The 23,767-nt window shown below is 59.2% G+C and carries 25 protein-coding genes; all 25 read right to left on the minus strand.

The window, feature by feature from the left end:
• Positions 1-308: 308 nt before the first annotated feature.
• Positions 309-713, minus strand: coding sequence for a hypothetical protein (locus HMPREF3135_RS02025; protein ID WP_070437656.1), 405 nt, complete (start codon positions 711-713; stop codon positions 309-311).
• The gene (locus HMPREF3135_RS02030; protein ID WP_070437659.1) at positions 685-1,125 is read right to left on the minus strand and encodes a hypothetical protein; all 441 of its coding nucleotides are present in this window, start codon (positions 1,123-1,125) and stop codon (positions 685-687) included. Before HMPREF3135_RS02030 ends, HMPREF3135_RS02025 begins: the two co-directional genes overlap by 29 nt.
• A gap of 11 nt (positions 1,126-1,136) precedes the next feature.
• Positions 1,137-1,502, minus strand: a complete 366-nt coding sequence (locus HMPREF3135_RS02035) for a phage holin (protein WP_070437662.1) — start codon at positions 1,500-1,502, stop codon at positions 1,137-1,139.
• An 82-nt stretch (positions 1,503-1,584) separates the two neighbouring features.
• Positions 1,585-3,072, minus strand: coding sequence for a GH25 family lysozyme (locus HMPREF3135_RS11520; protein WP_083280590.1), 1,488 nt, complete (start codon positions 3,070-3,072; stop codon positions 1,585-1,587).
• A gap of 47 nt (positions 3,073-3,119) precedes the next feature.
• Positions 3,120-3,485, minus strand: a complete 366-nt coding sequence (locus tag HMPREF3135_RS02045; protein WP_070437665.1) for a hypothetical protein — start codon at positions 3,483-3,485, stop codon at positions 3,120-3,122.
• A gap of 5 nt (positions 3,486-3,490) precedes the next feature.
• Positions 3,491-3,862 carry a hypothetical protein gene (locus HMPREF3135_RS02050; protein ID WP_070437668.1) on the minus strand — a complete coding sequence of 124 codons (372 nt, stop codon included), beginning with the start codon at positions 3,860-3,862 and terminating at the stop codon, positions 3,491-3,493.
• A 3-nt stretch (positions 3,863-3,865) separates the two neighbouring features.
• On the minus strand, positions 3,866-5,374 hold the full coding sequence (locus HMPREF3135_RS02055; RefSeq protein WP_070437671.1) for a hypothetical protein: 1,509 nt from the start codon (positions 5,372-5,374) through the stop codon (positions 3,866-3,868).
• Positions 5,371-6,210, minus strand: coding sequence for a hypothetical protein (locus tag HMPREF3135_RS02060; RefSeq protein ID WP_070437674.1), 840 nt, complete (start codon positions 6,208-6,210; stop codon positions 5,371-5,373). The genes HMPREF3135_RS02055 and HMPREF3135_RS02060 overlap by 4 nt, the downstream gene beginning before the upstream one ends.
• Positions 6,207-6,584: a phage gene 29 protein family protein gene (locus HMPREF3135_RS02065; protein WP_070437677.1), complete on the minus strand. Its 378-nt coding sequence runs from the start codon at positions 6,582-6,584 to the stop codon at positions 6,207-6,209. The genes HMPREF3135_RS02060 and HMPREF3135_RS02065 overlap by 4 nt, the downstream gene beginning before the upstream one ends.
• Positions 6,585-8,258 carry a Gp37-like protein gene (locus HMPREF3135_RS02070; RefSeq protein WP_070437680.1) on the minus strand — a complete coding sequence of 558 codons (1,674 nt, stop codon included), beginning with the start codon at positions 8,256-8,258 and terminating at the stop codon, positions 6,585-6,587. It lies immediately after the preceding gene.
• Complete coding sequence (locus tag HMPREF3135_RS02075) at positions 8,249-9,364, minus strand: phage tail family protein (RefSeq protein ID WP_070437683.1); 1,116 nt, start codon at positions 9,362-9,364, stop codon at positions 8,249-8,251. The genes HMPREF3135_RS02070 and HMPREF3135_RS02075 overlap by 10 nt, the downstream gene beginning before the upstream one ends.
• Positions 9,364-15,576 (minus strand): aggregation-promoting factor C-terminal-like domain-containing protein, encoded by a 6,213-nt coding sequence (locus HMPREF3135_RS02080; RefSeq protein WP_070437686.1) that lies wholly within the window; start codon positions 15,574-15,576, stop codon positions 9,364-9,366. Before HMPREF3135_RS02080 ends, HMPREF3135_RS02075 begins: the two co-directional genes overlap by 1 nt.
• Before the next feature lie 9 nt (positions 15,577-15,585).
• The gene (locus tag HMPREF3135_RS02085; protein ID WP_053412710.1) at positions 15,586-15,906 is read right to left on the minus strand and encodes a hypothetical protein; all 321 of its coding nucleotides are present in this window, start codon (positions 15,904-15,906) and stop codon (positions 15,586-15,588) included.
• A gap of 98 nt (positions 15,907-16,004) precedes the next feature.
• Positions 16,005-16,340 carry a hypothetical protein gene (locus HMPREF3135_RS02090; RefSeq protein WP_070437689.1) on the minus strand — a complete coding sequence of 112 codons (336 nt, stop codon included), beginning with the start codon at positions 16,338-16,340 and terminating at the stop codon, positions 16,005-16,007.
• Between the two features lie 137 nt (positions 16,341-16,477).
• Positions 16,478-17,308 (minus strand): Ig domain-containing protein, encoded by an 831-nt coding sequence (locus tag HMPREF3135_RS02095; RefSeq protein WP_069359761.1) that lies wholly within the window; start codon positions 17,306-17,308, stop codon positions 16,478-16,480.
• Between the two features lie 67 nt (positions 17,309-17,375).
• Entirely contained in the window at positions 17,376-17,774 is a 399-nt protein-coding gene (locus HMPREF3135_RS02100; RefSeq protein ID WP_053412713.1) for a tail completion protein gp17, read from the minus strand.
• Positions 17,761-17,997 carry a hypothetical protein gene (locus HMPREF3135_RS02105; protein ID WP_053412714.1) on the minus strand — a complete coding sequence of 79 codons (237 nt, stop codon included), beginning with the start codon at positions 17,995-17,997 and terminating at the stop codon, positions 17,761-17,763. The genes HMPREF3135_RS02100 and HMPREF3135_RS02105 overlap by 14 nt, the downstream gene beginning before the upstream one ends.
• Positions 17,998-18,342 (minus strand): hypothetical protein, encoded by a 345-nt coding sequence (locus tag HMPREF3135_RS02110; protein WP_070437692.1) that lies wholly within the window; start codon positions 18,340-18,342, stop codon positions 17,998-18,000.
• Positions 18,336-18,719, minus strand: a complete 384-nt coding sequence (locus HMPREF3135_RS02115) for a Gp19/Gp15/Gp42 family protein (RefSeq protein ID WP_070437695.1) — start codon at positions 18,717-18,719, stop codon at positions 18,336-18,338. The genes HMPREF3135_RS02110 and HMPREF3135_RS02115 overlap by 7 nt, the downstream gene beginning before the upstream one ends.
• A 3-nt stretch (positions 18,720-18,722) precedes the next feature.
• Complete coding sequence (locus HMPREF3135_RS02120) at positions 18,723-19,634, minus strand: major capsid protein (protein WP_070437698.1); 912 nt, start codon at positions 19,632-19,634, stop codon at positions 18,723-18,725.
• A gap of 12 nt (positions 19,635-19,646) precedes the next feature.
• Positions 19,647-20,009, minus strand: coding sequence for a DUF2190 family protein (locus tag HMPREF3135_RS02125; protein WP_070437701.1), 363 nt, complete (start codon positions 20,007-20,009; stop codon positions 19,647-19,649).
• Between the two features lie 43 nt (positions 20,010-20,052).
• Positions 20,053-20,565, minus strand: a complete 513-nt coding sequence (locus tag HMPREF3135_RS02130) for a hypothetical protein (RefSeq protein ID WP_053412719.1) — start codon at positions 20,563-20,565, stop codon at positions 20,053-20,055.
• 175 nt (positions 20,566-20,740) lie between these two features.
• The gene (locus HMPREF3135_RS11275) at positions 20,741-21,109 is read right to left on the minus strand and encodes a hypothetical protein (RefSeq protein WP_141739559.1); all 369 of its coding nucleotides are present in this window, start codon (positions 21,107-21,109) and stop codon (positions 20,741-20,743) included.
• The gene (locus HMPREF3135_RS02135) at positions 21,102-22,319 is read right to left on the minus strand and encodes a VG15 protein (RefSeq protein ID WP_070437704.1); all 1,218 of its coding nucleotides are present in this window, start codon (positions 22,317-22,319) and stop codon (positions 21,102-21,104) included. The genes HMPREF3135_RS11275 and HMPREF3135_RS02135 overlap by 8 nt, the downstream gene beginning before the upstream one ends.
• Before the next feature lie 39 nt (positions 22,320-22,358).
• A complete protein-coding gene (locus tag HMPREF3135_RS02140) occupies positions 22,359-23,756 on the minus strand; it encodes a phage portal protein (RefSeq protein ID WP_070437707.1) in 1,398 nt (465 codons plus the stop codon).
• Positions 23,757-23,767 lie beyond the last annotated feature (11 nt).

A 23,767-nucleotide genomic window follows, 5' to 3' on the forward strand; every position in this document is an offset into this window, starting at 1 on the left:
TCTCACCGGGGGCACGATTTTAAAACCCGCTTTCACCTGGCTTTTAGCCTGGTGGGGGCGGGTTTTTGCTTGTCTGAGTATTCACTATCTTTCACTCCTTTTCACGCACTTTCACGGGTATTTTGAGCCAAAAGTGAGCCAAAAATGAGCCACGTTTTGCCTGCTGAATCCTGCGGTTTTGCAATCATGGGCAGCTCGAACCTGTTTACGATTCCCGCTTGCCTGACTCAAGGCATGAAAAAACGCCCCGCCAGCGAGCTGTTCGGAAATCCCGAACAACTCAAACCAGCGGGGCAAAGATTCTTGATTTATGTCTCGGTCGGTGGATTCCGGGCTGTCGGTAGCGCCTGCGAATCTCCCACGATCCCGGTTAGTCTCGCCAAGTCCGGCTGCGGTGCGGCACCCTCCGCACCACAACGCGCCCAATCAATAAACTCGCGTAGCCAATCAATCGCATCCGTGAGACCACGGCGAAGCAAATGCGTCCGGTCCTCCTCCACACGAAGCATCGCCTCCGTGTCTCGCAGCCGACTCTCGACGCTATCGAGCCGGTCCTCAAGCTTCTTAATCCGATTGTCCTGGCTCTGCAGCAGCGTCCCATTGAAAGCCACCGACGACTCTTCTTTACGGCCCTTCCAACCAATCCACGCCACGATAATGCCGACTATGGCTCCCGGAATGGAGTTAATTAAGTTTCCCCAGTTGATCTCCATGCGCAACCTCCCCACGGGAGCGGTTTCGTCCCATCACTGTGGCAGACGCAGCCGCAGTAATAGCCAACAGCAGATAATTCTTCGCGCTCACCCACATTCGTGACCCATCGTGAATCGCGTCAATCGCATACGAGCTCGCCCACATTGTCAGCAACGCCCCGCAGATTGCAATGCCCGCGGTTCGGCTGGCCCTTCCGAGTGCCGCCCACTTCCCTTTCGGCGGAGTGGCCGCACCAATAGCCAGAAGCAGCGATGCGGCCGCCCATGCCAACGCCGGGCTACCGGCGGGCAGCGCTGCCTCGACTGGTGTGAGTGCGGTCACCGAATGCCCGTAGTATCCGGCGCTGGTGGCTGCAGCATAGATTGCCCAGACCGTAGCGATGAGGCGCGGGTTGAACAGTTTTTCCGTCACCGCGCCAACCCCTACTCGCCCAACCGGTGCTCACCGACATACTCGCCGGCATTGGTGGTCGCAGCGGCGGTTCCCAGGCCGAGAACCGGGGCAATAACCGCCAGCAGAGCATCCATCTGCACTTCGCTGCCCCAGCCGAGGTAGACGCCGAGGACACCGAGCGCTGCGGCGAGACCGTAGACGGCCTGACGCCATGGTGTGTCAGAGTGCAGCAGAGCGAAGATGAGGGTGACGGTTGCGATGATGACACCGGTGATGGCTGGTGCTGCGGTGTCGTCCAGGACGCCCCAGGATACGAGCGCTGCGACGAGCGCTGACGCTACCGCGTACCAGCTGGCACGAGCAGACGCTGGAATGAAATTACGAATGGTTTCCATGATTGTTTCTCCTTCTTTGAGGTATGAAAAATGCCCGCGCCGGTATTGACGCAGGCATGAAAAAAGCACCCCGGCGGGGTGCTTACTTATTGTTAGCGACAAGCTGCCTGAGCTCATCGAGTTGCTTGAGTACTTCCGCGTTTTGCTTCTGTAGCTCTCCTACCTGCTGCCGCAGTGCGAACACTCCCGCGTCCGCATACATGATGTAGTCAGCAAGTGGTGCGATGTGCTTCGAGCCAGGAACATGGCTCTTGCACGGAGTGTTGAGCGTAAGCGGTGCGGTCATAGGTGCCTCCTTTTTCTTCACCGCAGTGGAATACAGATAGCCCTTGGGTGGGATCATTGTTGCGAGCTGCTCGAACGTGACCCACGACCCGTAGGGCTGAAAGCCGCTATCGGCGAGCCATACATGCCGCTGCCCCGCGTCATCGACGGCATAGCCCATCACGCACAGGTAGTGGTAGACCGTGCCTCCGGAGTACGCGAGGTTCTGACGGCTCTTGTAGCTGGCGCGCGGGTAGTTCGACGGTGGGGCCACAATGTTGGCCAGCACGCCGAACCCTGCGTCAATGCTGGCGGTGACTCGCTGCCACAGCTGGTCTCGCTGCGCCCCGGTTGGCGGGTCATTCGGCATTTCCGCCAAAGCCCACTTTCCCGCAGGCGCGTGCCTGTCGAGCACAGGCTTAATCTGGCCAATCCAGTCGGTGCCCCGCGTCGTTGTGCCCATCTCACGTGCCAGGGTCGCCTCCGGCAGAAGAACACCGGTGGCGGCTCTGATGATGGTTTGAGCCGACGCAGGGCCACAGTTGTAGCCGGTGTCTTGCCAGATCTGGTCACGCCGGTAGTCGAGCATCTTTTCCATGGGTTTCCTTTCTCGTCCCGGCTGAGGCGCAGGCTGTGTCGCACGTGCGCCTGTGAAAACGAGTTTGAGTTGGTCGATGGTTCCCCTATACGCATTGACATCAACCTTGAAGCCAGCGACAAGACCGTTTGAGCCGTACTGCAGAATGTCTGGCTTCTTGTTGCCGAGTGGGTAGTCCCACCCTCTGTGGTTGTCGCCGCCATCACTGTCGTATGCGGCGCGGTATGGCAGTGTTCGGTTGCGGCCGTAGTTGGATACCCACAGAGCTCCGAGTCCGGACATTGACGGTTCGCCACCGGGCATGTTCTCCCAGTACCACGCGCCGCTGTAAATGCCGGCGACAATGCATCCGCGTTTTTCTAGCTCGCGTTTGGCTGCCCACACATCATTTTTTGTGAGCAGCTTCCGATTTCCTGCGACGCTCTCTACGTCAATCCACACCGGCAGGTCACGGCGCCCACCCATCTGCTGATCGATGACATCAACCTGCTGGGCAATTGTCGTTCCCTCGGACGGTGCGCGCAGGTACCAGTAGGTCGCAATCAGAAGCCCGGCGCGTTCTGCGTCTTTGAGGTGCGAGTGGAAAACTTTGTCGCGGTAGGTGCCGTCGCACAGTCGTAGGATTGCGAAGCTGATGCCTTCACTCTTGGCCTGTGTGAGGCTCATGCCGTTTTGGTGTTCTGAGACATCAACGCCGAATATTGTCATCTCTTTGTCCTCCCTTGTTTGGGTATGAAAAAAGCCCCCTGTGGGGGCTAGGTGGAGTAGATAGGGGCTAGAAGCTCACACACCGTTTTGTATGAAATGCCGATGTTAATCGGATTGCCGTCCGTATAAATCGTCCCGTAAACATCGGTTTTGATTTCCGTCACGGGAAGCATTTGTGAGCCACCCTTAGCGCGAATCATCAAGTCCTCTACTCCGATGTATGGCTTGAGTCGCGTTTGTTCGCCGTTTTGCGTGGCGACTTGGTTGGTGTAGCGGGCTCGTGACGTGAATTCGGCTACGACTCTGTATCCGGTGATGGTTCTGCTTGGCCATATTTTTTTGGTGCCGACGGTCACCGTTTTCACTAGCCCCCCCCCGACACGGATACCCTTGGCTTTGTTGAGTACAACCATTCTTTTTACCCCCACACCGGCTGGTAGAAACTCAACTGGTCGCCTTTTTTGGCTATATCGCTAGTCAGTCTTGAAGATATGATGATTTGAGATCCTGCAGTGCTATACCGAACGTATGTCACCAAATAGTGCCTTCCGTTAGCCCCTCTTAGATATAAGTCTTTAATATCTTTTAGGGCATTGAATTCATCTTTTTCCGTCTTATAAAAGACAATCTTGTTTGTGTCAGAGTAAATAACTGAGGCCTCGTATGGCCCGGCGATTTTGTTCCAGCCCACGATCTTTTTGGCTTGCCAGATGACTCGGCCAGCGACACGCACGAACTGCACTAGCGCCCGGCCACGGTACACGCCCTTCACACGGTTTAGAACAGGCATGGGCTACTCCTGGATGTAGATAGTGTCCGAACGCGAACCAGTACCACGGGCGATAGTGCGGTAGGTAGTGGATGTGACCGCTGTGGACTCCAACGCCGCCACACGCGCCGCAAGCGCATCCAACTGCGCCTTCGTCACCGCGTCCTTCGGCCCCACCGCATCACCAACACGCATCGTGCCCGTTCCAGTACGCAACGCCATCGTCAACGGAGTCGGATTGTAGTCAAACTCATATTTCGGGAGAATCCCGTCCACATACGCCTTCGTGGTCGCGTCATCGTCAGCCTGTGGAGTCGCCGTCTTCACCTGCCCGCCCTCCGTGCGCTGCACCAGAGAACCAGCGGTCACAGACTCCGATACCGGCTGTTTGTCCAGCTTGTCAGCCAACCCCGGCACCGTCGGTGCGTCCCACGTACCCGACAGGTCACCGGCAAGCTGCACGCCACCCGCAACCTGCGAAGTAGCGCGCGGAACCGTCGTGAGCGCGTTATCAGCCCGCGTCAACGACTCCCGCACCGGCTGCGACAGTGCTTCACGCGGCCAGCCGTCCTCCGGCGCGCCGACCTGCGCCGACTCCGCAGCCTGCAACGCCGCGTCCCTAGCTTCCTCAGCCCCAAGACGCGCACCACCAGCAGCGTCCGCCGCATTCCGCGCCGACTCCGCCGAACCAGCAGCAGCATCACGAGCCGACCCCGCCGCCTGCGCCGCCGACTCCGCACGCACACGATCAGCCTCAACACGGCCAGCAACCGTAGCCACCGCAGACTGAGACACACCAGCACGCTCCGCGAACCCCTGCGCAGCAGACGCCGACCCCGCAGCATTCTGCTCCGACAGGGCCGCAGCCTGAGCAAACCCCGCAAGCTCCGCGCGAGCCTGGTCAGCAGCGGTAGTCGCGGCCTTACCCGCTGCCGCTTCCGCCCGGTCAGCGTCCTCCTTCGCGGAGGTGGCAGAACCAGCAGCACCCTCAGCCGAAGATGCAGCAGTGTCACGCGCCTGCTCGGCACGCACAGCCGCCGACTCCGCCCGCTCCGTCAAGTCCGTGAACTCGCCGCGCACCAGCGCCAGAGAACCATCCACAACGCGCTGCACCGACGCTTGCGCCTGCACAGCCTCATCCCTAGCGCGCTCAGCACCAGACTCAAACCCCGACGCACGCTGAGCAGACAACTCCGCCTGAGCAGCCGCAGCCTTCGCAGCATTCACCACCGCATTCGACGGCTGATACTCCTCCGAGTTCTCAATCATGTCCGCCAGCGACACAGTGCCCGACTCCGGCAGGTCAAACGTCCACGGCTCAAAAACACCCGGCGCCACAAGCTCAACAGTTGTCCTGCCCGGGTCAAGCTCACCCGTCCTAAACCGGCCAGCCACCAGCGGGTAATCCCGCCGCTCCCTGGTCACAATCCCCGACGTGCCAGTCGCACGCCGCGTCACGGTCGAGAAAACCGTGATAGTGCCATCCGTCGGCTTCAAACCAACATCCTTAATGTCTCCGATCAAGATCGTCATGGGGATACCTCCATATCCGGATTAGTAGGTTCAGGAATCACCGCATCCTCATTCGGAACAGTCACTTCACCAGAGTTATCCAGACGCGAATCCTGCTTTACAACCGTCAACGCCGAAAACTCCGTACCACCGAGCCACCAACGCCAACGAGAAGACCAACACCTCACATCAATCCAATAACCCGGCTCAGGAACCACAACCGTCCGAATAATGACCAGCGAGTCTTCAAACTTTCCTGAAACAGAAGCAGTGGTGTGCTTCGAAAACTCCCGCCCATCCGGCGCGTAAACACGCAGCGTGACAGAAGAACCGTCCGTTTCACCAGGACCCGGAAGCCAACCAGTCTGGTCACACTTAGCCTGAACAAACACCAGCCATGCACCTGGCTCATCCAACACAATTCCCTGCCGAACGCGGTCAATATGAGCCCCCTTATGCGGACCAATCTGCTTATCAAACGGCAGGCGCCGCACCCGCTCACTACCACTCGACCCCCGAGACGTAATATTGAGCGACTGATACGCAGAGCAATATCCACGCAATCCATCGAGCAGGTCTACCCGACTTGTCAGCTTCAACTGCCCATCCTGGAAAGCAGCCGAGACATCCTCCCACCCTTGTGGCTTCTTACCGCTGAAAATATCAAGCAAAGGTTTCATCACCATAGATCGCAACCCCTGCAGAAACCCATTGCGGGCTTCCTCTGCCGCTGCAGTGATACCAGTCAGCTGCCCCCAATTGATGGAGTCGCCATTGATGTTCTGCAGCTTCCCCAGGTCACCGGGGCGCATAGCACCGGCTGGGACTCCATAGTCTTTCGGTTCTGGCGTCGTCATTGTCCCTCCTCATGCAGTTTCTTGCGGAGCGCTGTTTTCTGCTCGGGTGTCAACGCCGCCATAATCACGTCGATGTCACCCGCCGACTTCGACACCACGTCCTCCGGTGGCACGCCAGGCTCATCGGCCGGCAACCACAAACCGGCCTGGCCCTGCCACCAACCAGCCCCATCAAACGGAGGCTTATAAAACTCCATCTGCAGCTCCGGATGATGGCGAAACCCGCGGCGCCAAAAAATCTGCGACAGCTCAGCGGCCGTTTCCTCCGGAACCCCGAAATCTCCCTTACCAGTAGTGAGCTTCACCCACGCCCACAGCATGAACTGTGTCGGGTCATCCTTGTCATAGGTTGTTTCCAGTGTTGGCAAACTCATTTACAGCCACCCATGTTTCTTAAAACTCGACGTCACAGTATTAATTTGGTCAACCGCCCACTCGACCGGGTCACGCAACGGTGGAACACCCAACGTTGCCGTCCACTCCTTCGGAGTATCCGCATCCCACTCAAGACGAAGCTTGCGGCACTGCAGTACCTGCACGTACCCGTCATCTGCTCCCGGCTCCTCACAGCCAATACGGTCACCAATCGTCCAATGACCAAAGCCCGGCGCGCCGATGAGATATGGTGCGCCGTCGCCGATGTTGACTTCGAATGCCCATTGTTCGTTGGTGTCGCGGAACTCTTTTCTCATCGCCAGCAGTGCTGAGAGTGTGTAGGCCTGCCCGGAGTGGTGGATGACGTTTTCTGGAAAGTGCGCCCACCCGAGCTTCTTCGACCGGAGCGGGGATTTGATACTCATCCATGCCAAGAGCCGGTCTTCGAACCAGGGGCGGATGATTGATTCGACGACGGAGCCGAGTGCTGGTTGGAGGATGAATGAGCCCATGATGTTGAATATCAGCTTGATGTTCGCGCTAATGAGCTCGTTGACACCTGGGGCGGATTTACCGCCGACCGTGACCTGCGCGACGGAAGCGGGTTTGTAGCTTGCTGACACGCTGTTGACGGTGCTGGTCTTGCCGTTAGTGCGGTAGACGACCCAGGGTTGTTCTGGGGCGACGCCCAGGAACCCGGAGACGCTGTATTGCGGGGCTCGGCGTGGTTTATCCAGGATGATGCGGGTTTCGTCGACGAGGTTATCGGCGATTTCCAGGCCAGTGCGAACAAGGCCGGAACCAATTTTGCCGAAAGTGGAGGTTTGCCCGTACCAGCCGGACTTGTCAACGATGTCGACGACGATTTGGCCGTTGCGTTTCAACCCAGCGCCCGGCCACGGCTGCGGGTCACCTATCAGCCACCGGCGGCACGTTACCATCAGCCCGCAGTCTTCCAAGATTGGTTTAGCCACGTCGTGGAAGTTTTCGAACTCAGAGTGGATGTACCGCAGCGGGCTAGTGTCCGTGGTGAGCAGTGAGGGCTTAACCACCATCTGCCAGCGTTTATAGTCCAATGTCGCCAACCAGGACTCCGGGTCGAGAGGGTCATCCGGGAGCTGCCAGAGCGACCCGTTGAGCCGAAGAAGATTGGCGAAAAGCGTGACCTTTAGCCCCCAGATTGCGTTTGCAAAAAGCGACCACGCATTAGGAATCTGCAGCGCTGGTGGGGAAAGCGGATTCGCCCAGCACGGAAGGTGCTTAAACATCTCATAATCGTGGACAAAGTCGACGGTGACGGTTCGGGCGAGGTCTTCGTCTTGCGTGAGGGTGCAGTTGCTCATTAGCCCGCCCCATCGCTCCCCCGCGGCGTCGATGGTTAGCACCACGTTTTGTTTTTCACGTTTGCGGCGCTCCCAGCAGAACTTCGCCAGATGATGGTCAAACGGGAGAGCGATCTGCGCCGGGGCTGTCTCATTGACCTCGATCTCGAAAAAGCCCGCGTACTCGGCGGCCACCACACCGCGAAGCACCATGCCGACCGTTTTGTTTTCCCAAATCCGGATAAGCGGCGGTTCGTCACGGCGACGACGCCGTTCTTCCCGCGCGGCGATAGCCTGCTCGTAAATATCGTCGAGTTGCTCATCCGATGCGCCTTGTACGGTCACAGCCATGGTGATTGCCACCTCCTTGGGATTCTGATTTCCGCAGTCGCACCGGCGATGTTGGCGAAGGAACCGTACGTCTGGCGGATTCCGTAGGCAATCATGTCGCCGGTGAAATCTGCAATGAGATCGTCAGAAAGAATCGGCACCCAGTCGGGGATGTTTCCCTTCATCCATTCGGAAATCTTCTTCCCGATTTCCTCCGGCGTGATTGCCAAGAATTTATCCAGGCCGATTGCCTTCACTAGCTCGCGGAGCTTTTGGGCAATCCACATGCGCCACTGGTACGGCAGCGGAATATCGAGCAGCGGGAACGGGTCAACATAGACCGGCAGTCTGGTGTCCGGGGTTCCTGGCGGGATTGGGTACTTGAAGAACTGGCCGTTCAAATCCGCCCACGCCTGGGTGTTGTCGTTGGCCACAACCATCTCCGCACCTGGGTTAGTGTCGACCAGCATGGTGCGGCCGACCGGTTGCCAGGGCATGAAGATCATGCGGTCAGTGTCGAAGTTCTCACCGATAGGCTGGTCTGGAAGTCCAAACTTCGCCGGGGAGGTCAGCACCCACTGCGGCCACGACTCGACATCGCCATAGTTGTTGACGGTGATGCCGTCGCCAGCCCAGTTGGAGCCGTTGAATACGAACTTGTGCCGAAACGGCACCGGCTCGTACCAAAACGGGTCATGGGCGATAACGACCAGTTGGTACGACGCAGCCGCCAGCGAAAAAGGGTCACGATTATCCAAATACTTCGGGCCCTCTTCCAGGCGGACTGTCAGGAGCCGCTTGCCGGACATGGGGGTTGTGACAGCCAGCTTCGTGTCCTTATCCGGGGCGAAAGCGCGCATGAACCGTGACTTGTCATGCGCCCAATCCTCGCCGAAAAAGTCCACATTCAGCACCACATGGCGCTCCATGGTTTTCGAACCCACATAGCTGCTGCCTGGCTGGCCAACCCTGGCTTTATGCACCGTCTTAATCGGCGGCTCATAAAACTCACCCATGTCGCCCTCCATCAGGCGAACATTCCTTCCCCATGACTCCGGGCCATGGATAGGCCACATACTGCCGTCACAGCCCATCACGGTCAGGCCGAACTCTCGAATGTCATCCATTAATGCACTCCAATCTTTCCGGCCGATGCTTTGGCCTGCTCCACGCGGTACTTCGCGAAGATGCCGTCGGTGTCATTGGCAATGAAGTTGTTGACCACGGCGGCACCATCAGGACTGACTGCAGACACTGCTGGCCCCAGATGCTCCTGGGCGATAGCCAATGGCACATCCAGGCCGGTTTGCTGCGCCATGTACCCGACCGGGTTTTCCACGATCTGCTTCATGTCCTGGAACGGCAGAAGCACGCTTCCGAAAATGTCCTTCGAGTACTCTTCGAAAGCGTTCGTCACGCCCCAGGCGACTTCGCCGGAGTACCACGCGGCCAGGTCGGTCATTGCCCCGCCAGCTGCTCCGACGACATCACCGGGGGTCATAGGCATGACTTGCCCCAGCATTGCTCCCAGCGGTGCTGCGGCCATGCCAGCTGCCGCGCCGCCTGCTGGGCCAAGCGCGCCGGTTACTGGTGCGGTGGCAGAGCCCACCATCGCGCCGATGGTCGGCGTGCCCGCCATACCGAGCGCTGACATGCCTGCGGAGAACGCGGAGTCTGTCAGCCCTGAGGCCGCAGACGTCGCCATGTTCCCGGCGAAACTGACCGCCGAGGATGTCACCAGCTTCGCCGCGTCAGCCCAACTGTTTTGAGCCATCAACATCGGCAGCGCCTCGTTGACCGCGTTCTCTAGCGAGCCAGACGCCTGCTCAGGTTGCGTCTTCGCAGGCTCCTGGCCAGTCACCGTCGCCGCGTCCTGAGGCTGCTCCGCTGGCTGCTGCGGCTCACCCTGCGGCTGGGTGTCCTGCATCGCAGGAATCTGGTTGTACACCAGGTCCTCAAACGCCTTCGTCTGCTCAGGGCTCAAGACGCGCTCTGGTTTGATGGTGTTCTTCAACATGTGACCAACACCGGAGGCGCGGCCACCAGAGTCATACCAATTATTCGCGCGCCAAAACTCAGCCGCAGCCACCGGAGTGCCGTACCGGTCCTGGATATACCGAGCACCCGCCTCACCCTGCTTCTCCGGGTCAGGTGACCTATCCGGCAGATACTGCTGCAGCGTGCCCGATGCTGGGTTCAGCTGGAAAAGACCAAACGCACCCGATGACGGGTTCACCGCATTCGGATCCCAATTCGACTCATGCTCGACAATGAAATCAATCGAGTCGAACTGCTCACCGGAATCCCAACCAAACGCCTTCAGGGACTTCTTGACTGCGGCCTTAACCGCATCAACACCCGAAAGTTTCTCTTCGGGCTGTTCTGCCTCCTCCCCTTGCACATCCGGAGATTCGACCGCAGAATCGACCGCCTCCTCGAGGCTGCCCTCATCGACCACCGACCCGTCAGTGCCCGGCGCGGCCTGCTTGCCCTCCGGCAATGCTTCGGCTGTTTTCCCGGCTTCGACAACGGCGTCGTCGTTTTTCTGGTAGTTGAGGAGCTTTTCAGCCCCACCATTGACTGCCTGGAACCAGACACTGCCGAGCTTGAAAATCGGCGGTAACTGGTCAGGGAACCCAGCGATCTGCAAGGCATCACCGATATGGCCGGAAACGAATGCCGCCACGACACTGCCCGCGTAGCCGGACAGTGAGTCGCCACCGGGCGGGGTGGCCTGCAGAGAGTCTGCGGACGCAGATGCAGCCGGAGACAGTGGTGCGACGTCAGGGTCGGACTCAAACGATGACGCTGTTGCTGATGGCGTCAGCTCATCGTCCGTGTTCGTTTCGTCCGGCACTTCCGCTGCGCTAGATGCGGCTGTTGCGCCGCTTCCAGCTGGAATCCATGCATGGTGCGTGTACTGCGGATGATTGAACCCGGCTGCTGCGGGGCCAACCTTGCCGCCACCCGGCCCACCGCCCATCTCAACATTGGTGCCGTCCGGCAGAGTGCCGGAGGTGTGGCCAAATTGTCCGCCGCCGTTGTCGTACCAGCCCATACGGAAACTACCCGCAGGCCCGATACCGATGTTCGCACCGTGCTGCTGCAGCCACGCGAGCTGCGTGCTCGTGGAGAATTTGCGTGGCCACGGGTCCATGCCAAGGCCGAATGCTGCCAGGATTCCCTGTGTGTAGGAGCAGTCGCCCCACGCGCCACGACGATTCGGGAAGTTCTCGTACGGCGCGCCGTCGAGTGGCCGCTCGGCCTGCACGCCACGAACCATCTTGCCGTCGACCAACGCGCGGTATTCTTGCGCGGTTGGTGGTGTTTCGGCGTTGATGATGTCGTCGAAAACTCCGCCGTCGGCGTAGCCCGGCAACTTCGGGAACGTCCCGTTGTTGATTTGCTGCAGTTCCTTGTCGTATTTCGCGGAACTGCGGCGGTTGATGATCCACTCGCCAGCGTCAAGACGCGCCGCGGGCATGCCGTATGAGTCGTAGGCCAGGAACCCATCGACTTCGTTGGTGCCTGGCCCGGCGGTGGGTAGTCGGTACCCGTCATGTGGCTGGTCCTTGGTGGACAGTGCATCGCGGTAGGTGCCGCCGTGAGCGAAGCGTGGGTAGCGCCCACCTCGAGCGAAGCGACCACCATGACGGTTGCCGGACTTGTGGTCGCGGCGGAACACGTCAATGAAGATGGTCTTGCTGACCAGCTTTCCAAGGAGGTCCTTGACACCACCGAGTTTCTCGATTGCCGCGCGCGTCTCTGCGCTGACCTTCGGCTCGGTTTTCTTATCGTGGACTTCCTGCAGCCTGCGCTTCGCATCCTCAACCTTCACGTCCAGCTGGTCTTTAGTCAGGTCAGCCAGCGGCGTTGGGCGTTGGGAGTCCAGGTCGAAAATCTGGGCAAGCGCAATCTGCTGTTCAGCGGTGAGGTCCGCAATGTTGAGGTTTGCTGCCGGGGTCGGGCGCTGGCCATCGAGCAGACCTACCTTGTTCAACGCATCAATATGTTGAGCGTTCAGGCCGTCGATATTCATGCTGGCCCATGGCATCGGACGCTGTAGATCCAGAGTGTAGAGCTGCGCCTTAGCGAAATCATCGGTTGCAAACAGCGCACTGGCGTCAAGGTCTGCCTTCGGCCGAGCAGTCTTCCCATTCAGGTTGTCGATGGTCGTATTAACCGTGCCGGTCTTGGTGTCCAGCAGAATCGTGTCGAGGTCAACCTTGGGGTTAGCCGACATTGTCGACAGCCACTCCAAGTCACCACGGGCAATTTCGCCGTCGCGGCGGAACTCATCCATGATGAGATGCGCCGTCGGATTCGTGGTCGACACGTCCAGCTGGTTGAGAATCGACCGAGCCTCAGCCGAGGACACCTTGACCTGGTCGGTGTTGAGGAACGCGTCCATCTGGGCGGTTTTGCCGTCCATGTCCGGCATTCCGTGGTTGACCCACCAGTCGTAGCGAGCAACTGCCTGCTCGTCCTTGGCGGTGATGGTGACCTCGCCGGTCTGCTCGTCGACGACCTTGACCTTCATGCCAAAGTCCTCAAGCTTCTTGCGCGCACCCTCGTCCTTGACAATCAATCTTGTCTCGAGAGACTTCCCGTCGAGTCCCGCGAAGCTCTTAGCTACCGATGCAAGCTGCGTCTTCGCCTCGTCAGCCTGAACATCCACAATCGTTTGAATCTGCTCCGGCGTCATGCCGTAGGCCTTGAGAAGCTTCTGGAATTCGGTGTCAGTCATGCCCAGCGATTGCTGCAAGCTATCCAGCACACCGGAGGACTGCGCCCACACATCCTTAATGTCATTGCCAGCAGCAACGCTATCTCGCATGGTGTTACCAAGGGTTTCCAGCTCATTGTGAGCCGCAGCGCCCGCTGTTGTCGTCGTATCCAGAAGACCGTTTGCCTTCATGGTGGCACCAGCAAACGTTTCCATCTTGCCGGAGACCTGGTCCACAACCTTCGTCAGTTCCGCCGACGCGTCAGCGGCCGACAGTTCCACGCCAGCAAGTTCCATGAACGCACGATTCAGCTTGTTAGCGCGGTCGCCTGCGTCACCCGTCTTGCCAGCAAGTTCCTCAATCGTCGCGGCAGCATTCGCAGCAGCCGGCCCCACACGATCGAGTGACCCCTGCGCGCGGTTGTACTCGTCACGCAGTTTCTGCATCTGCGCGGCAGCGTCAGCGCCGCCCTCACCAGACTCAATCAGCTTCTGTTTGAAGGCCTCAAACTGGGCAGACGAGCCCGTCAGCTGCTGGGCAAGCTCCTCATTGGTCAGGCCAAGTCGCTTAATGGCTTCCGCTGCGCGGCCAGCCGAATCAGAGGAATCGCGCCACTGCTCGTCAGCGAACTTTGTCTCTTGGGAAATCGTTCCCATGGCCTTGCCGATGTTGTGCCCCGCTTCATTGACGGCGATGCCGACACGGGACATCCAGCCTGGGCCGTTGCTGGCCAGCTGCTCCAGGTGCGACTGCACATCCTGCACGCTGCTGCCCATTGCAGCGACAACGTCGCCGCCGGAGGCCATGGCGCTGAACATGTCGCGGAACGCGCTGGATGCGAGAGTGGCGGAGCGGGCGGCCTCGTCTTGGAAGCGGTTGTACTTCTGGGTCTCCGCGATAAGTGTGGTCACGACTGCTGTGCCGGCAGCCAACGCGGCGCCCCACGGGCCACCGAACAAATTGATGATGCCCTTGGCTCCGGCCTTCATGGTCTGAAGTCCAGCGCCAGCGATGCCACCGGCGACAGAGCCGAACCGCTGCAGGCTAGCCGCGGCCGTGTGGCCTACCGATTGCGCCATGTAGTCGATAGTGGTGAAAGCGTCCTTAGACCACATAGCGTTAATCCGCGCCTCAACAGCAGCGGTTTTATGCGCCTTAGCCATCTTCAGCAGCGACACCGAGCCACGCTCATAGCCGCGCGCCATACTCTGAATCGCTACATTCGACGACGTGCCCAGGTACTGCAGCTGCGCCTCAAACTTGGTGATTTCCTGCCCACTAGCACGGTAGTAGGCCTGGATATCCTTAACGCCTTGCTGCATCGACGAGCGGGACTCAGACATAGCGGTCTTCTGCTTCGTCACCGCATCGGTGACCTTGCCGACCACACCCGGTAGTGTCTTGAAGCCTGCCCAGGCTGCCACCGCTGCAGTCACGGCCGCTGGGTGCGACTCCATGAACGACGAAACCGCCTCTAGCGGCGGGGTCAACGCCTTAGCCGCGACAGCAGTAGTCTGCAGCGCAGTCAAGAACAAGTTCCAGGTACCAACGCCGAGCGCCCCGGCAGCCTGCGCGGCAGACGTACCAATGCTCACCAACGACGGCGCAAGGCCCTTGCCCGCCTCCCACAACTGACGGAACACCTCAGTCGTACGAGCAACAGTCGCAGAATGCATAAACGCCTGAAACGCATCCACCGCCGAACTGGCGAGATTCTGCAACCCGGGCACCACATTCGACGTCAGATAGGCATCGAACGTTTCCATGACCGGCTTAGCACGCGCGTTCATCGCATCAAGCGCGTCAGTGACACCCTTGAAACCGCCGGCGGCCTGGTTGAAAAATGGTCCTGAGATAGTGGCGCCGAGCCTGCCGGCCGCAGCGCCCATGTTCCGCATAGCGCCCTGCACCGTGTTACCGGCCTCAAGTGCCGCGCCGCCCATGCCACGCTCCATAGCGTTCTGGAACGTCGCAAAATCAATCTGCCCCTTAGAGACCATGTCACTGATCTCTGCAGAGGTCTTACCAAGTTCTTCCCCGAGGAGCTGCAGGACAGGAACGCCGCGGGAAAGCAACTGCATCATGTCGTCGCCCTGCAGCTTGCCGCGGGCTGCAACGGAGTTGAAAATCTGACCCATCTCACCCATCGACGCGCCCGCAATAGTGGCGGTGTCGCCAACGACTTTCAGGGTGCGCTCAAGTTCCTGGCCAGGCTTAATACCGGCTGCGACAGCGCCTGCGGCAGCGGTGGCGGCTTCTTCCAGCCCAAAGCTGGTGCCCTTCACCGACGCCAGCGCGTTGTCCATGATGGACCCCACAGACGACGCAGAATGGCCGAGGCCGCGGAGCTTGGCTTCCGCCTGCTCGATACCGTTCAACCGGCCAACGCCCTTGGTAAGCCCGGCACCAAGCGCCGCACCGGCTGCCACACCGACACCGACAGCGGACTTCTTCAGGACACTGCCCATGCCGGAGGACAGCTTCTGGCCCATCGATTCGCCCGACTTCGACGCGGACTTTTCTGCCCCACCCATCGCCTTGTTGATACCCGGGGCGATTTTGCTGGTCTCCGGGATGATGGAGATATAGGCAGCTGCGATTTCGACGGCCATGGCGTCCTCCTAGGGCTTGTTTTGCCGCTGGAGTTTCCTCCGGCGTGCGAGTTCGGCGCGGGTATTTTGCAGTTCGGCAGCATTCTTTGGGCCATTCCTGGCGCGTCGTTGCCGCTCGACAGCTTCTTTCAGCTGGTCGATAACTGGGCGTGGCTTCGGCGCAGTCTTCCTACGCGCTCGTTGCCAGTTCGCCCATGCCAGCGTGTCGATGGTGTTCATCAACAGCTGGTTTTTCGGCGCCTTGTACTCCGCTAGCGGGTCATCAAGACGCCTTACCGCGCTGCCTTCCGGCGCCCATGCGAGAAACGCTTTCAGCTCAGCCCACGACAATGCTGGGCTTCCGAGCTGGTGAATAGAGCGCCCTTTCTCAATGAGGTCGTACGTCAGCGCGGTTTTAAACCCTGGTCGGTGTAGAAGCCCGGCCAGGACTAGGATTCCCCCAGCGGGACATCAGTGAGTCGATTCCACTCATTCCACAGCTGGACCTTTTCACCGAAAACGAGGTTGTCAACGAACCACTTGGCGTCGTCGATACCCAGCTCGGTGATGAAGAAGTCGAACGCTTCGCTGACTGGTCGGCGGCCGTCTTCCAGAAGCTTGTCGTCCGGGTTGTCCTTAAACCACTTAGCGAACGTCGCGTAGGTCTCATCGTCGATGAACTCCATGCGCGGCACAGAGAACGTCTTCGACTTGCCGTCCTTGGTCGGGATTTCACACGTGAATTGAGTACGGGCGTCCCATGCTGGTACGAATTCGAAAGCCATGAGGGGTCTCCTTAATAAGAGTTAGGAAAAATTTGGAGGGGTTACATGAGGGGTTGGTGGGGTCACCCCAGGCCGTCGTCAGCTGAACCCCTCATGAAAAGCTGACGACACACAGTGGCCTGGGGTGAGAGCGACGGTTAGGACTCCGTCGGGTTGATCTTGAGGGTGAGGGTGCGCTGCGCGGTGGCGCCAGCACCGTCGGCGACACGGACAGTGAAGGACTCCTCACCGGAGCCGGTCGGGGTTCCCGAGAGCTTGCCGTTCTCAGCGAGAGTCAGGCCTGCCGGCAGAGCGCCGACTGCGGTGAACTTGTAGTTACCGTCACCGCCGGATGCCTGCAGGGTGGCGGTGTACGACTTGCCCTGGGTTGCCGGGGAAATCACAGCGGTGGTGATACCGAACTGTGCTACCTCACCGTCGGCGGTGCTGATCGAGTAGTACTCGTACATCACGTTGCCGTCGGCATCTGGGAAGCACTTGGTGGTGACCTCGTACATCACGATGTCCTGGTGAGTGTTCTGAATGTCACCCAGGTTGACGACCTGGCCAATCGGGATGACCTGGCGCTTGGTGCCCTGGTCGGTCAGGTGCTCAGCAACAAAGACAGAGCGCGGCAGCTTCTTCTTGTTGTGCAGAACCTTGAAGCCCTCGCTCGTCTCCTGGACGTTGTCATCGCCGAAGACAGTCTTGAGTACGTCAATGTTGGCGGACTCGTAGAGCGTGGCGGTGAGCTCCTGGCCGTAGTCTGTCTGCAGGGTGTAGGCGATGTCGCCGCCGTAAGACTTCTTGTCCTCGGTATCACGGGTGATGGCCTGGGTCAGGCCGTCCTCGCCGACGATGCCGAGATCAGCGAATGCCGGGTCAAGCTCGGACATGGTGTCTTCCGGCAGGGCGGTGTTCAGCGGTGCGCGGAACAGCACACCGTTCTTGCCGGGGTTGGTTGACGTGATGTTGTTGACGTTTGCCATTTTTGCCTCCTTGGGGCATGAGAAAAGCCCCACGCGACGCGCAGGGCTTAAGTAAACGAATCGTTGGTTACTGGTTAGTCAGCAGCGATATGAGGAGCTGGCCGGAATACTGAAACCGCACCAGGTTTTCCCGATCAGGGTCGAGGAACCGCTGTGGCGCAGCGTATTCCCGCCACCCGCGCAACCTGTGCCCGGAAAGGCGCATGCCCCTCCAAGACTCATCGCGGAGTGCCTGGCGAATCAGCCCGGCGACCTGCTCGGCTTCGTATTCCGTTTCTGCATAGACCTGGACCGACATCGTTGCCGCATCGGTGATACGGTTCGGTGTCGCCCCTCCAACCCGCGTGACCACGACATGCGGGAACTTCGGCTGCCGCGGGTACCGAGTGCTCACTCGAATACCGCCGCAGATTCGGTGCAGCAGGTCGATAAACGCTTTTTGGGCTTGTGGGTCAGCTTCCCGCATTGATGTTCCTCAATAACGTGTTGTTCTTCGCGTTATCGCGAGCAGCCTTGTAGTTAGTCGTGATGACCGATGCGCGGTGACGAGACTTGCCCTCATAGGGGCTGGATTCGTACCCGTCGCCGCAGGCGTCAGCGATACGCGCGGCACGTGAGTCAACCTCCGCCGCCACTGCGGGCAGACGACGAATCTCCTCAAATGCCTTGATGTTGTACTTGATTTTCATCTAGCCCTCCATTCGCTTACAGCGGCACTCGACCAGGCCCGGCGAAAACCACGGGTTGGATTCCCAATTCCCCGGCGGGGCGGCCAGCTCGTAGACCATTCCATCGACCTCGATGCGGTCACGGTCGGTGATGCCAGCTTCCACGGGGGCGTAGACCACCGCATCAAACTCCGCGGCCTCAGGGTGCGACGCGGTGACTGCCGGTGTGCCGCCTTTTTGCACCGCAAACACCATGACCTTGTCCTTGGTGTAGCGATGAAGAGGGTTGCCATACGGGTCTGTTGCCCCGTCTTCGTGGCGGTGCACCGTCACAGGAATCGTGCAGGGAAATACGTCCGCTACCATCCGGTTGCCTCCATACTCACTGCCCGGTCAGCGCTGAAATCCTGCAACGCGGATTCCAGCATCTGCCGTTCCTGGCCGGAAAGGAACAAGTCTCCGTCCGGATTTCGCCACGACGTGGACTGCGAGAATGACCCCGCAGTGGCTTGCTGCTGCGTGATGCCGCCTCGGTCAGTTGCGGCCAGCGCTCGCTTCGCCATAGACACCGACACCAGCGCGAGAACCTTCCGAAGATTCTCGTCCGGGGTAGCCGGGATTTGCGGGTAGCTTGCCCGCAGCCATGCGTCCGCGTCGTCTAGAACAGCCTCGATGGCGTCATCTGTGACCGTGGCGGGGGCGGTCTGCCACCGCAGGCGAACGTCCCTAGAGGTGGCAAACATACGCTACCCCGCAGACAGGCCGTTGAGCTTCACCATGGCCAGCGGGTCGGTGACGCCGAACGCGACGGTCGCCCAGGTCTGGGACCAGGTCGTCTGAGTCGAGGCGTCACGCCACGTCTCGGTCGAGATCGGGGACTCGACACCCATGACGCCGACCATGCCAGCCTGCAGCACCAGACCCTCGCCCTTCTTCATGGCGTTGGTGGAGTGCAGAGTCAGGCCGAAGGTGCCCAGCATCTCCTGGTAGTTGCCGACACCGAGAAGCAGCTTCAGGTTCTTAGCGTCAACCGGGTTGAGCACCAGAGTGTCAGCACTGTAGCCAAGGTCAGTCTGCTCGATAGCAAGCTGCGCGTCCAGCAGGTTGCTGATGACTTCGCCCTCGCCGGTCTTCGCGGTCTTCGCGGTTGCTGCGACCTCGGCGGCCTTATCCCAGCCACCGGACGCCACGCTCAGGGTGCCGTCAATCTTGTCGATTGCCTCTGTCAGAGCCGAAATGCCGCGCTCGTCCAGATCCTTCACCATGGTGTTGGAGACCTGGGAAATCTTGCGCTGCAGCAGCATCGCATCATTGCGGATACGTGCCTCATCGGTGACACCGAACTTGCCACCGGTCTTCTGGACACGAGCGACAACCGGCTCACCATCAGGGGTGTGCAGCACCGGGAACTCAGAGCCCGGCGCGACAATGCCCGGCTTGTCCGTTGCGGTCGGCGTGTTCTTGACCAGCTGGTCAAACAGCAGCGCACCGCCGGTGGTGGTGACGTTGCCGAAGATGACCTTCGACAGGAGGTCTCGCTCAACTAGCTGCGCCGCATAGTTGTCGATGCGGGTCGGCTCGTTGAGCATCATGTCGATGGTGATAGCCCCGTTTTCAACGTTGGGACCGGAAAGCGGGAACATTGGGTCACGTGCCATTGTGTTTCCTCCTTAGTTCAGGGCGACCGTTACGGTGCCGTTAGCGGCCTTGGTTACAGCGATGCCAGCGACGGGGCCGTCGGTTGCCTTCTTCGCCTTGCCACCGGCAGCGGTGGAGATCTTGTCTCCTACGGCGATAGCGCCGGAGGCGACCAGCTCGTAGATACCGAGGCGGTAGATGGTGAAGTGCTCACCGTCCTTGGCGTCGTGTGCTGCGACACCGAACGCATCAGCGTCGGCGGTAGCTGCCTTGACGACGGGGTTACGCCCTTCCATGTCGGCGGCGATGATGACGAAGGTGCCCTGGGCAATGTCGCCCTGGGCCTTGCCGGTGATGTTGGTTGCTGGGGTGAAATGCATCGGCGTGGAAGCCATTGCGTTCTCCAATCAGGTTGAAATGAAAAATGGCCAGTCGGGTTTAGACTGGCCATCCTGCAGGGAATGCGTTTGGTGGAGTTTCCGGCTCCGAGCGGACTGCGGCACCGAGCTGCTCCACCGGGGTGTTTGACGGTGGCCGGGTCTGTTCCTTCTGCATCGCTGCGAGCCGCTTGGCACGGTCTTCGATTTCTTCTGGGCTGCCTGAGCCTAGAAGGTCGTGGTTTTCCTCAGCGATGCCGTAACGGGCTGCCAGCCGAAGGCGCGTGTTTTCGGCCTCCAGAGCCTTGAATGCGTCTTCTTGGCTGGCTAGGCGCTCGGTGGCCTTTTGCAGTTCCGTCTTTTCTGCTTCCTGCTGTGTGCGCCAGCTCTCCGCGTCTGCTCGCAGTTCGTTGCGTTCGGTGCGGTAGCGTGCTGCTTCGCGTCGTGCTTCCTCGAGTTCCTTTCGGAAGTGCTCGGGCACGGGCTGCGCATCAGTATTGTCCGGTTCCTCCTGGGTTCCGGTGTGCGCCACCTGCTCGGCGCTGGCTTCGGTGGCGGTGTTTTCCTCCGACATGAGTTACCTCCTGGGTAAATCTGTTTTCGGGCATAAGAAAACCCCGCCACCACTTCTTGTGGTGCGGGGTAGTGCCATGGCGGGGACTCGCACTCCCGCAAATGTGGCTACTCCATGGCTATTTAGCAGTACTTAAAGTTCACCGTATTAGCGGTATTTTCAAATACATAAGTGTTTAATTCAGACCATTACTTGTATTGTTTTCCCATACGATATGGCCGCCACTGGCTCTCGCAATAACTTCTGCCGAATCAGGTGCTCGTAATACGGCTTTATCATCAAAAGCTGTAGCCACATATTTAAAAAGTCGTGAAGCTGCCCCTTTGTCTGACTGCTCATACACATCGACCACGGTTTCATACTCGTCGATATCCGGCTTCAAATCCCAGAAAGCAGTGACGTAGGCCCCGCCTGGAGTTCCAAACCGAAATGTCAAGTCATCATCTTCATCAACAGAAAGAGCGGTGCACTCTCCGACTTGCTTGAAGAGATTAATTACGTCTCTAATTCCTGCATCAGATTCAAAAGAAGTACTGTCAGCCACGAGTTTTCTTCACCACCTTCCGATCACGAGTGATAATAGTTACCTGCTTAACTCGAGTATACCGTGCCATCGCTCTATCTACCTGGAGAATTGCTTCGTCGACTGGAATGCTAGACCGATGGAGGTCAATAATTAGAGTCGCACTTTGTTTACTGCCGTTTCTCACCAATTGATAGATGGTTTCTTTACCACTTCCTTGTGGAGCTTTTATCTCTACCTTGATGCCGTCGATTATGCAGTCTGCAGTTTTACTAGTATTACTTCGCGGAATTAGCTCAACAACATGGCCCTGAGATACCAAAAAATTGTATGTTTTCGTCTCATGAGCAGCAGGCTTAACTCCGTTAAGACTTAACTTTCCCTGTCTTTGCGTTTCACTGGTTGCCCTCAACTTGACTTTCCCTGAGTGCACCGCCTTTTGCCACCGATTCCACTGATTATCGACAGGCCGCCCGTCCTCCCATGTTGCCTCCCGCCAGGCTGCTTGCAACCGATGAAACTCCTGCTCCCCTTCCCACGGCTGCCCCTCAATAACAAGAACCGCACGACAGTCACACCCATCGTGATACCGACGCCCATCAGCCCGGCGCGTGGCGGTGTCTTCGGAGTAGACGGGGCCGCGTGAGGCGAGCATGGCGCAGAAGGCGCAGGATTCTTGTCCTGTGAGTACTCGGGCGTAGCCGATTCGGCGTCCGATTGGGCGTTTGGTTGTTGCGTTGCGGACTCTTCCGAGCCGTGCGGTGTCTTCGACTGCTTTTCGGCCGGCGTTGAGTGTGTGGCGCATGAGGGTGCGGGTCAGGCGTGCGCTCATTTGCTCGATGACTCGCGGGTGATTGGGGAATGCAAAGGCCGGTACGGATTTCTTGATGAGTTCCTTGGTCTCATCGTCAACGAGCTCGAGGATGATGTTTGATGGTTTCTCGCCGAATCCTGCTGCTCTAGCCAATGCGTCGTAGGTGGCGTGGGGGCCGTAGCCTTGGATTCGTGCCGGGGCTACTTCTAAACCGAGCTGCGCCATGTCGCGCCCCATTTGCTCGACGTAGGCACGGTAAGCCTCCTGCCGATACTTTACGACGATGGGGTGCAATTCGACGGCGATGTCATAAACCGCGTCGGTATCCATGGGCACACCGAACTCATCAATCTTCGCTGCAACGTCGCGTTCTAGTCGGCGTTGGATATCACGGAGTTTCGCGTCCTGCGTTGGCATGTGCCTTCACCTCCTCGCATGTCGATTGTTGTGATGCCGTTATGGTTCGGTTTGCGGTTCCTGACCACCGTCCGGCTGGTCAACGTCGAACAATCCGCTTCCGCGGCCTGCTTGTGCTTCCCTAGCCCGCTTGACGCGCTCATGCGTCCAACCAGGGATATCCGACCACAGCTCGTCTGGTGGTACACCAAGCATGGTGGCGAGTTTGCCGAGCCCATCAACCGTCTGGGCGAACGAGCGAGCCGATGTTTCCGCCCACTTGACCTCAGAGGCGAAGTCACCGGCTTCTTCTTCATCGCCAGCAATATGCGCACACAGGCGCAGCATCTGCTCATGCGACTCACCCAGCGAGGTTTGAATCTCAGAAGCCTTACGATCCTTAGACGTCTCCAACGCCGCCAGACCGTCAGCAGAAATATTGGAAATCGCATTCGCACCAAGTGACTGTGCGGGAACCTGGGCAACTGCAGCGAAGTCGCGCACACTCGATTCACGCGCCTTGATGTACTGCGTCAGGTCCGTCTCATCGAACTGGCCGACCTTCACATCCTTGTTCGCAAACGTCCACGTGTCACTGATGGCCTGCCGCATCGCCTCATACTCCGACTTCGGAGCCCAACCGGTGACATAACGCTGCTTAAACGCCGCCCAATACTGCGCGACACCCTGCTCATAGTTAGTGCGGTCAATCCTGGCCGACAACGCGAGCAGGTGCTCAATGATGCCGTTGGTTTCTTCGCCGGCAGCCATCATGCGGTCCTGATACCGGACAATGGGCGTCACACCAACGTTGTGCTCCCGATATTCGATAAACGGCAAGTTCTCCGGCGACATGTAATAGCGCTGCTGCCACGCCAACGGCTCATCCGGGGCATTTTCGACTCCGAAGAAGTAAACACGCTCTTCGTCGTAGAGGCACAGGTGGCCGTTGTCGATGACCATGGCGATTATCGGGAATTCCGTCTGCGTTGCCGCCCCGGTATCCGGCCACGTCATGTCCTCCCCGTAGCGGGCAACCAGCCGGCGGGGTGAATGCACGCCGATACGCGCCCCGTTGAGCGTTGACGGCAGCACCGACGCATACGCGGTGCCGTATTGCAGCGCCGCGCGGTGCAGACCGGTTTGGCGCGCATCCATTCGGTTGGTCTGCCAGTGGTGCCACGACCTGGCTTGCACCGAGCCTTCGGAGAAATAGTTCTCTACCTTGAGTGACTGCCCATAGGTGTCCAGCACAAGCCCTAGAAACGGGGTCTGAGACATCTTCGCGATCTGCAAGTGCCGGTGGTAGTTCTTCCCCTGCGTCACATCCATACGGCGCGCCGCCTCTGTGTCTGACCACGGCTGTACCGCACGGTTAATTTCATCGAAATGGTGTCGTTGCACCGAGTGGTCCTGCAAAAGAGCACGGATTGCGTCACGTGCCTGAGACTCATTCATAACGTGCCCTC

The organism is Corynebacterium sp. HMSC14H10 (assembly GCF_001807105.1).
Classification (GTDB): Bacteria; Actinomycetota; Actinomycetes; order Mycobacteriales; family Mycobacteriaceae; genus Corynebacterium; species Corynebacterium jeikeium_D.

Bases quoted from the DNA above. Each gene is read 5' to 3' on its own strand.
- HMPREF3135_RS02025 (WP_070437656.1), bottom strand. From the start codon at position 713: ATGGAGATCAACTGGGGAAACTTAATTAACTCCATTCCGGGAGCCATA.
- HMPREF3135_RS02035 (WP_070437662.1), bottom strand. From the start codon at position 1,502: ATGGAAACCATTCGTAATTTCATTCCAGCGTCTGCTCGTGCCAGCTGG.
- HMPREF3135_RS11520 (WP_083280590.1), bottom strand. From the start codon at position 3,072: ATGACAATATTCGGCGTTGATGTCTCAGAACACCAAAACGGCATGAGC.
- HMPREF3135_RS02045 (WP_070437665.1), bottom strand. From the start codon at position 3,485: ATGGTTGTACTCAACAAAGCCAAGGGTATCCGTGTCGGGGGGGGGCTA.
- HMPREF3135_RS02050 (WP_070437668.1), bottom strand. From the start codon at position 3,862: ATGCCTGTTCTAAACCGTGTGAAGGGCGTGTACCGTGGCCGGGCGCTA.
- HMPREF3135_RS02055 (WP_070437671.1), bottom strand. From the start codon at position 5,374: ATGACGATCTTGATCGGAGACATTAAGGATGTTGGTTTGAAGCCGACG.
- HMPREF3135_RS02060 (WP_070437674.1), bottom strand. From the start codon at position 6,210: ATGACGACGCCAGAACCGAAAGACTATGGAGTCCCAGCCGGTGCTATG.
- HMPREF3135_RS02065 (WP_070437677.1), bottom strand. From the start codon at position 6,584: ATGAGTTTGCCAACACTGGAAACAACCTATGACAAGGATGACCCGACA.
- HMPREF3135_RS02070 (WP_070437680.1), bottom strand. From the start codon at position 8,258: ATGGCTGTGACCGTACAAGGCGCATCGGATGAGCAACTCGACGATATT.
- HMPREF3135_RS02075 (WP_070437683.1), bottom strand. From the start codon at position 9,364: ATGGATGACATTCGAGAGTTCGGCCTGACCGTGATGGGCTGTGACGGC.
- HMPREF3135_RS02080 (WP_070437686.1), bottom strand. From the start codon at position 15,576: ATGGCCGTCGAAATCGCAGCTGCCTATATCTCCATCATCCCGGAGACC.
- HMPREF3135_RS02090 (WP_070437689.1), bottom strand. From the start codon at position 16,340: ATGGCTTTCGAATTCGTACCAGCATGGGACGCCCGTACTCAATTCACG.
- HMPREF3135_RS02095 (WP_069359761.1), bottom strand. From the start codon at position 17,308: ATGGCAAACGTCAACAACATCACGTCAACCAACCCCGGCAAGAACGGT.
- HMPREF3135_RS02100 (WP_053412713.1), bottom strand. From the start codon at position 17,774: ATGCGGGAAGCTGACCCACAAGCCCAAAAAGCGTTTATCGACCTGCTG.
- HMPREF3135_RS02105 (WP_053412714.1), bottom strand. From the start codon at position 17,997: ATGAAAATCAAGTACAACATCAAGGCATTTGAGGAGATTCGTCGTCTG.
- HMPREF3135_RS02110 (WP_070437692.1), bottom strand. From the start codon at position 18,342: ATGGTAGCGGACGTATTTCCCTGCACGATTCCTGTGACGGTGCACCGC.
- HMPREF3135_RS02115 (WP_070437695.1), bottom strand. From the start codon at position 18,719: ATGTTTGCCACCTCTAGGGACGTTCGCCTGCGGTGGCAGACCGCCCCC.
- HMPREF3135_RS02120 (WP_070437698.1), bottom strand. From the start codon at position 19,634: ATGGCACGTGACCCAATGTTCCCGCTTTCCGGTCCCAACGTTGAAAAC.
- HMPREF3135_RS02125 (WP_070437701.1), bottom strand. From the start codon at position 20,009: ATGGCTTCCACGCCGATGCATTTCACCCCAGCAACCAACATCACCGGC.
- HMPREF3135_RS02130 (WP_053412719.1), bottom strand. From the start codon at position 20,565: ATGTCGGAGGAAAACACCGCCACCGAAGCCAGCGCCGAGCAGGTGGCG.
- HMPREF3135_RS02135 (WP_070437704.1), bottom strand. From the start codon at position 22,319: ATGCCAACGCAGGACGCGAAACTCCGTGATATCCAACGCCGACTAGAA.
- HMPREF3135_RS02140 (WP_070437707.1), bottom strand. From the start codon at position 23,756: ATGAATGAGTCTCAGGCACGTGACGCAATCCGTGCTCTTTTGCAGGAC.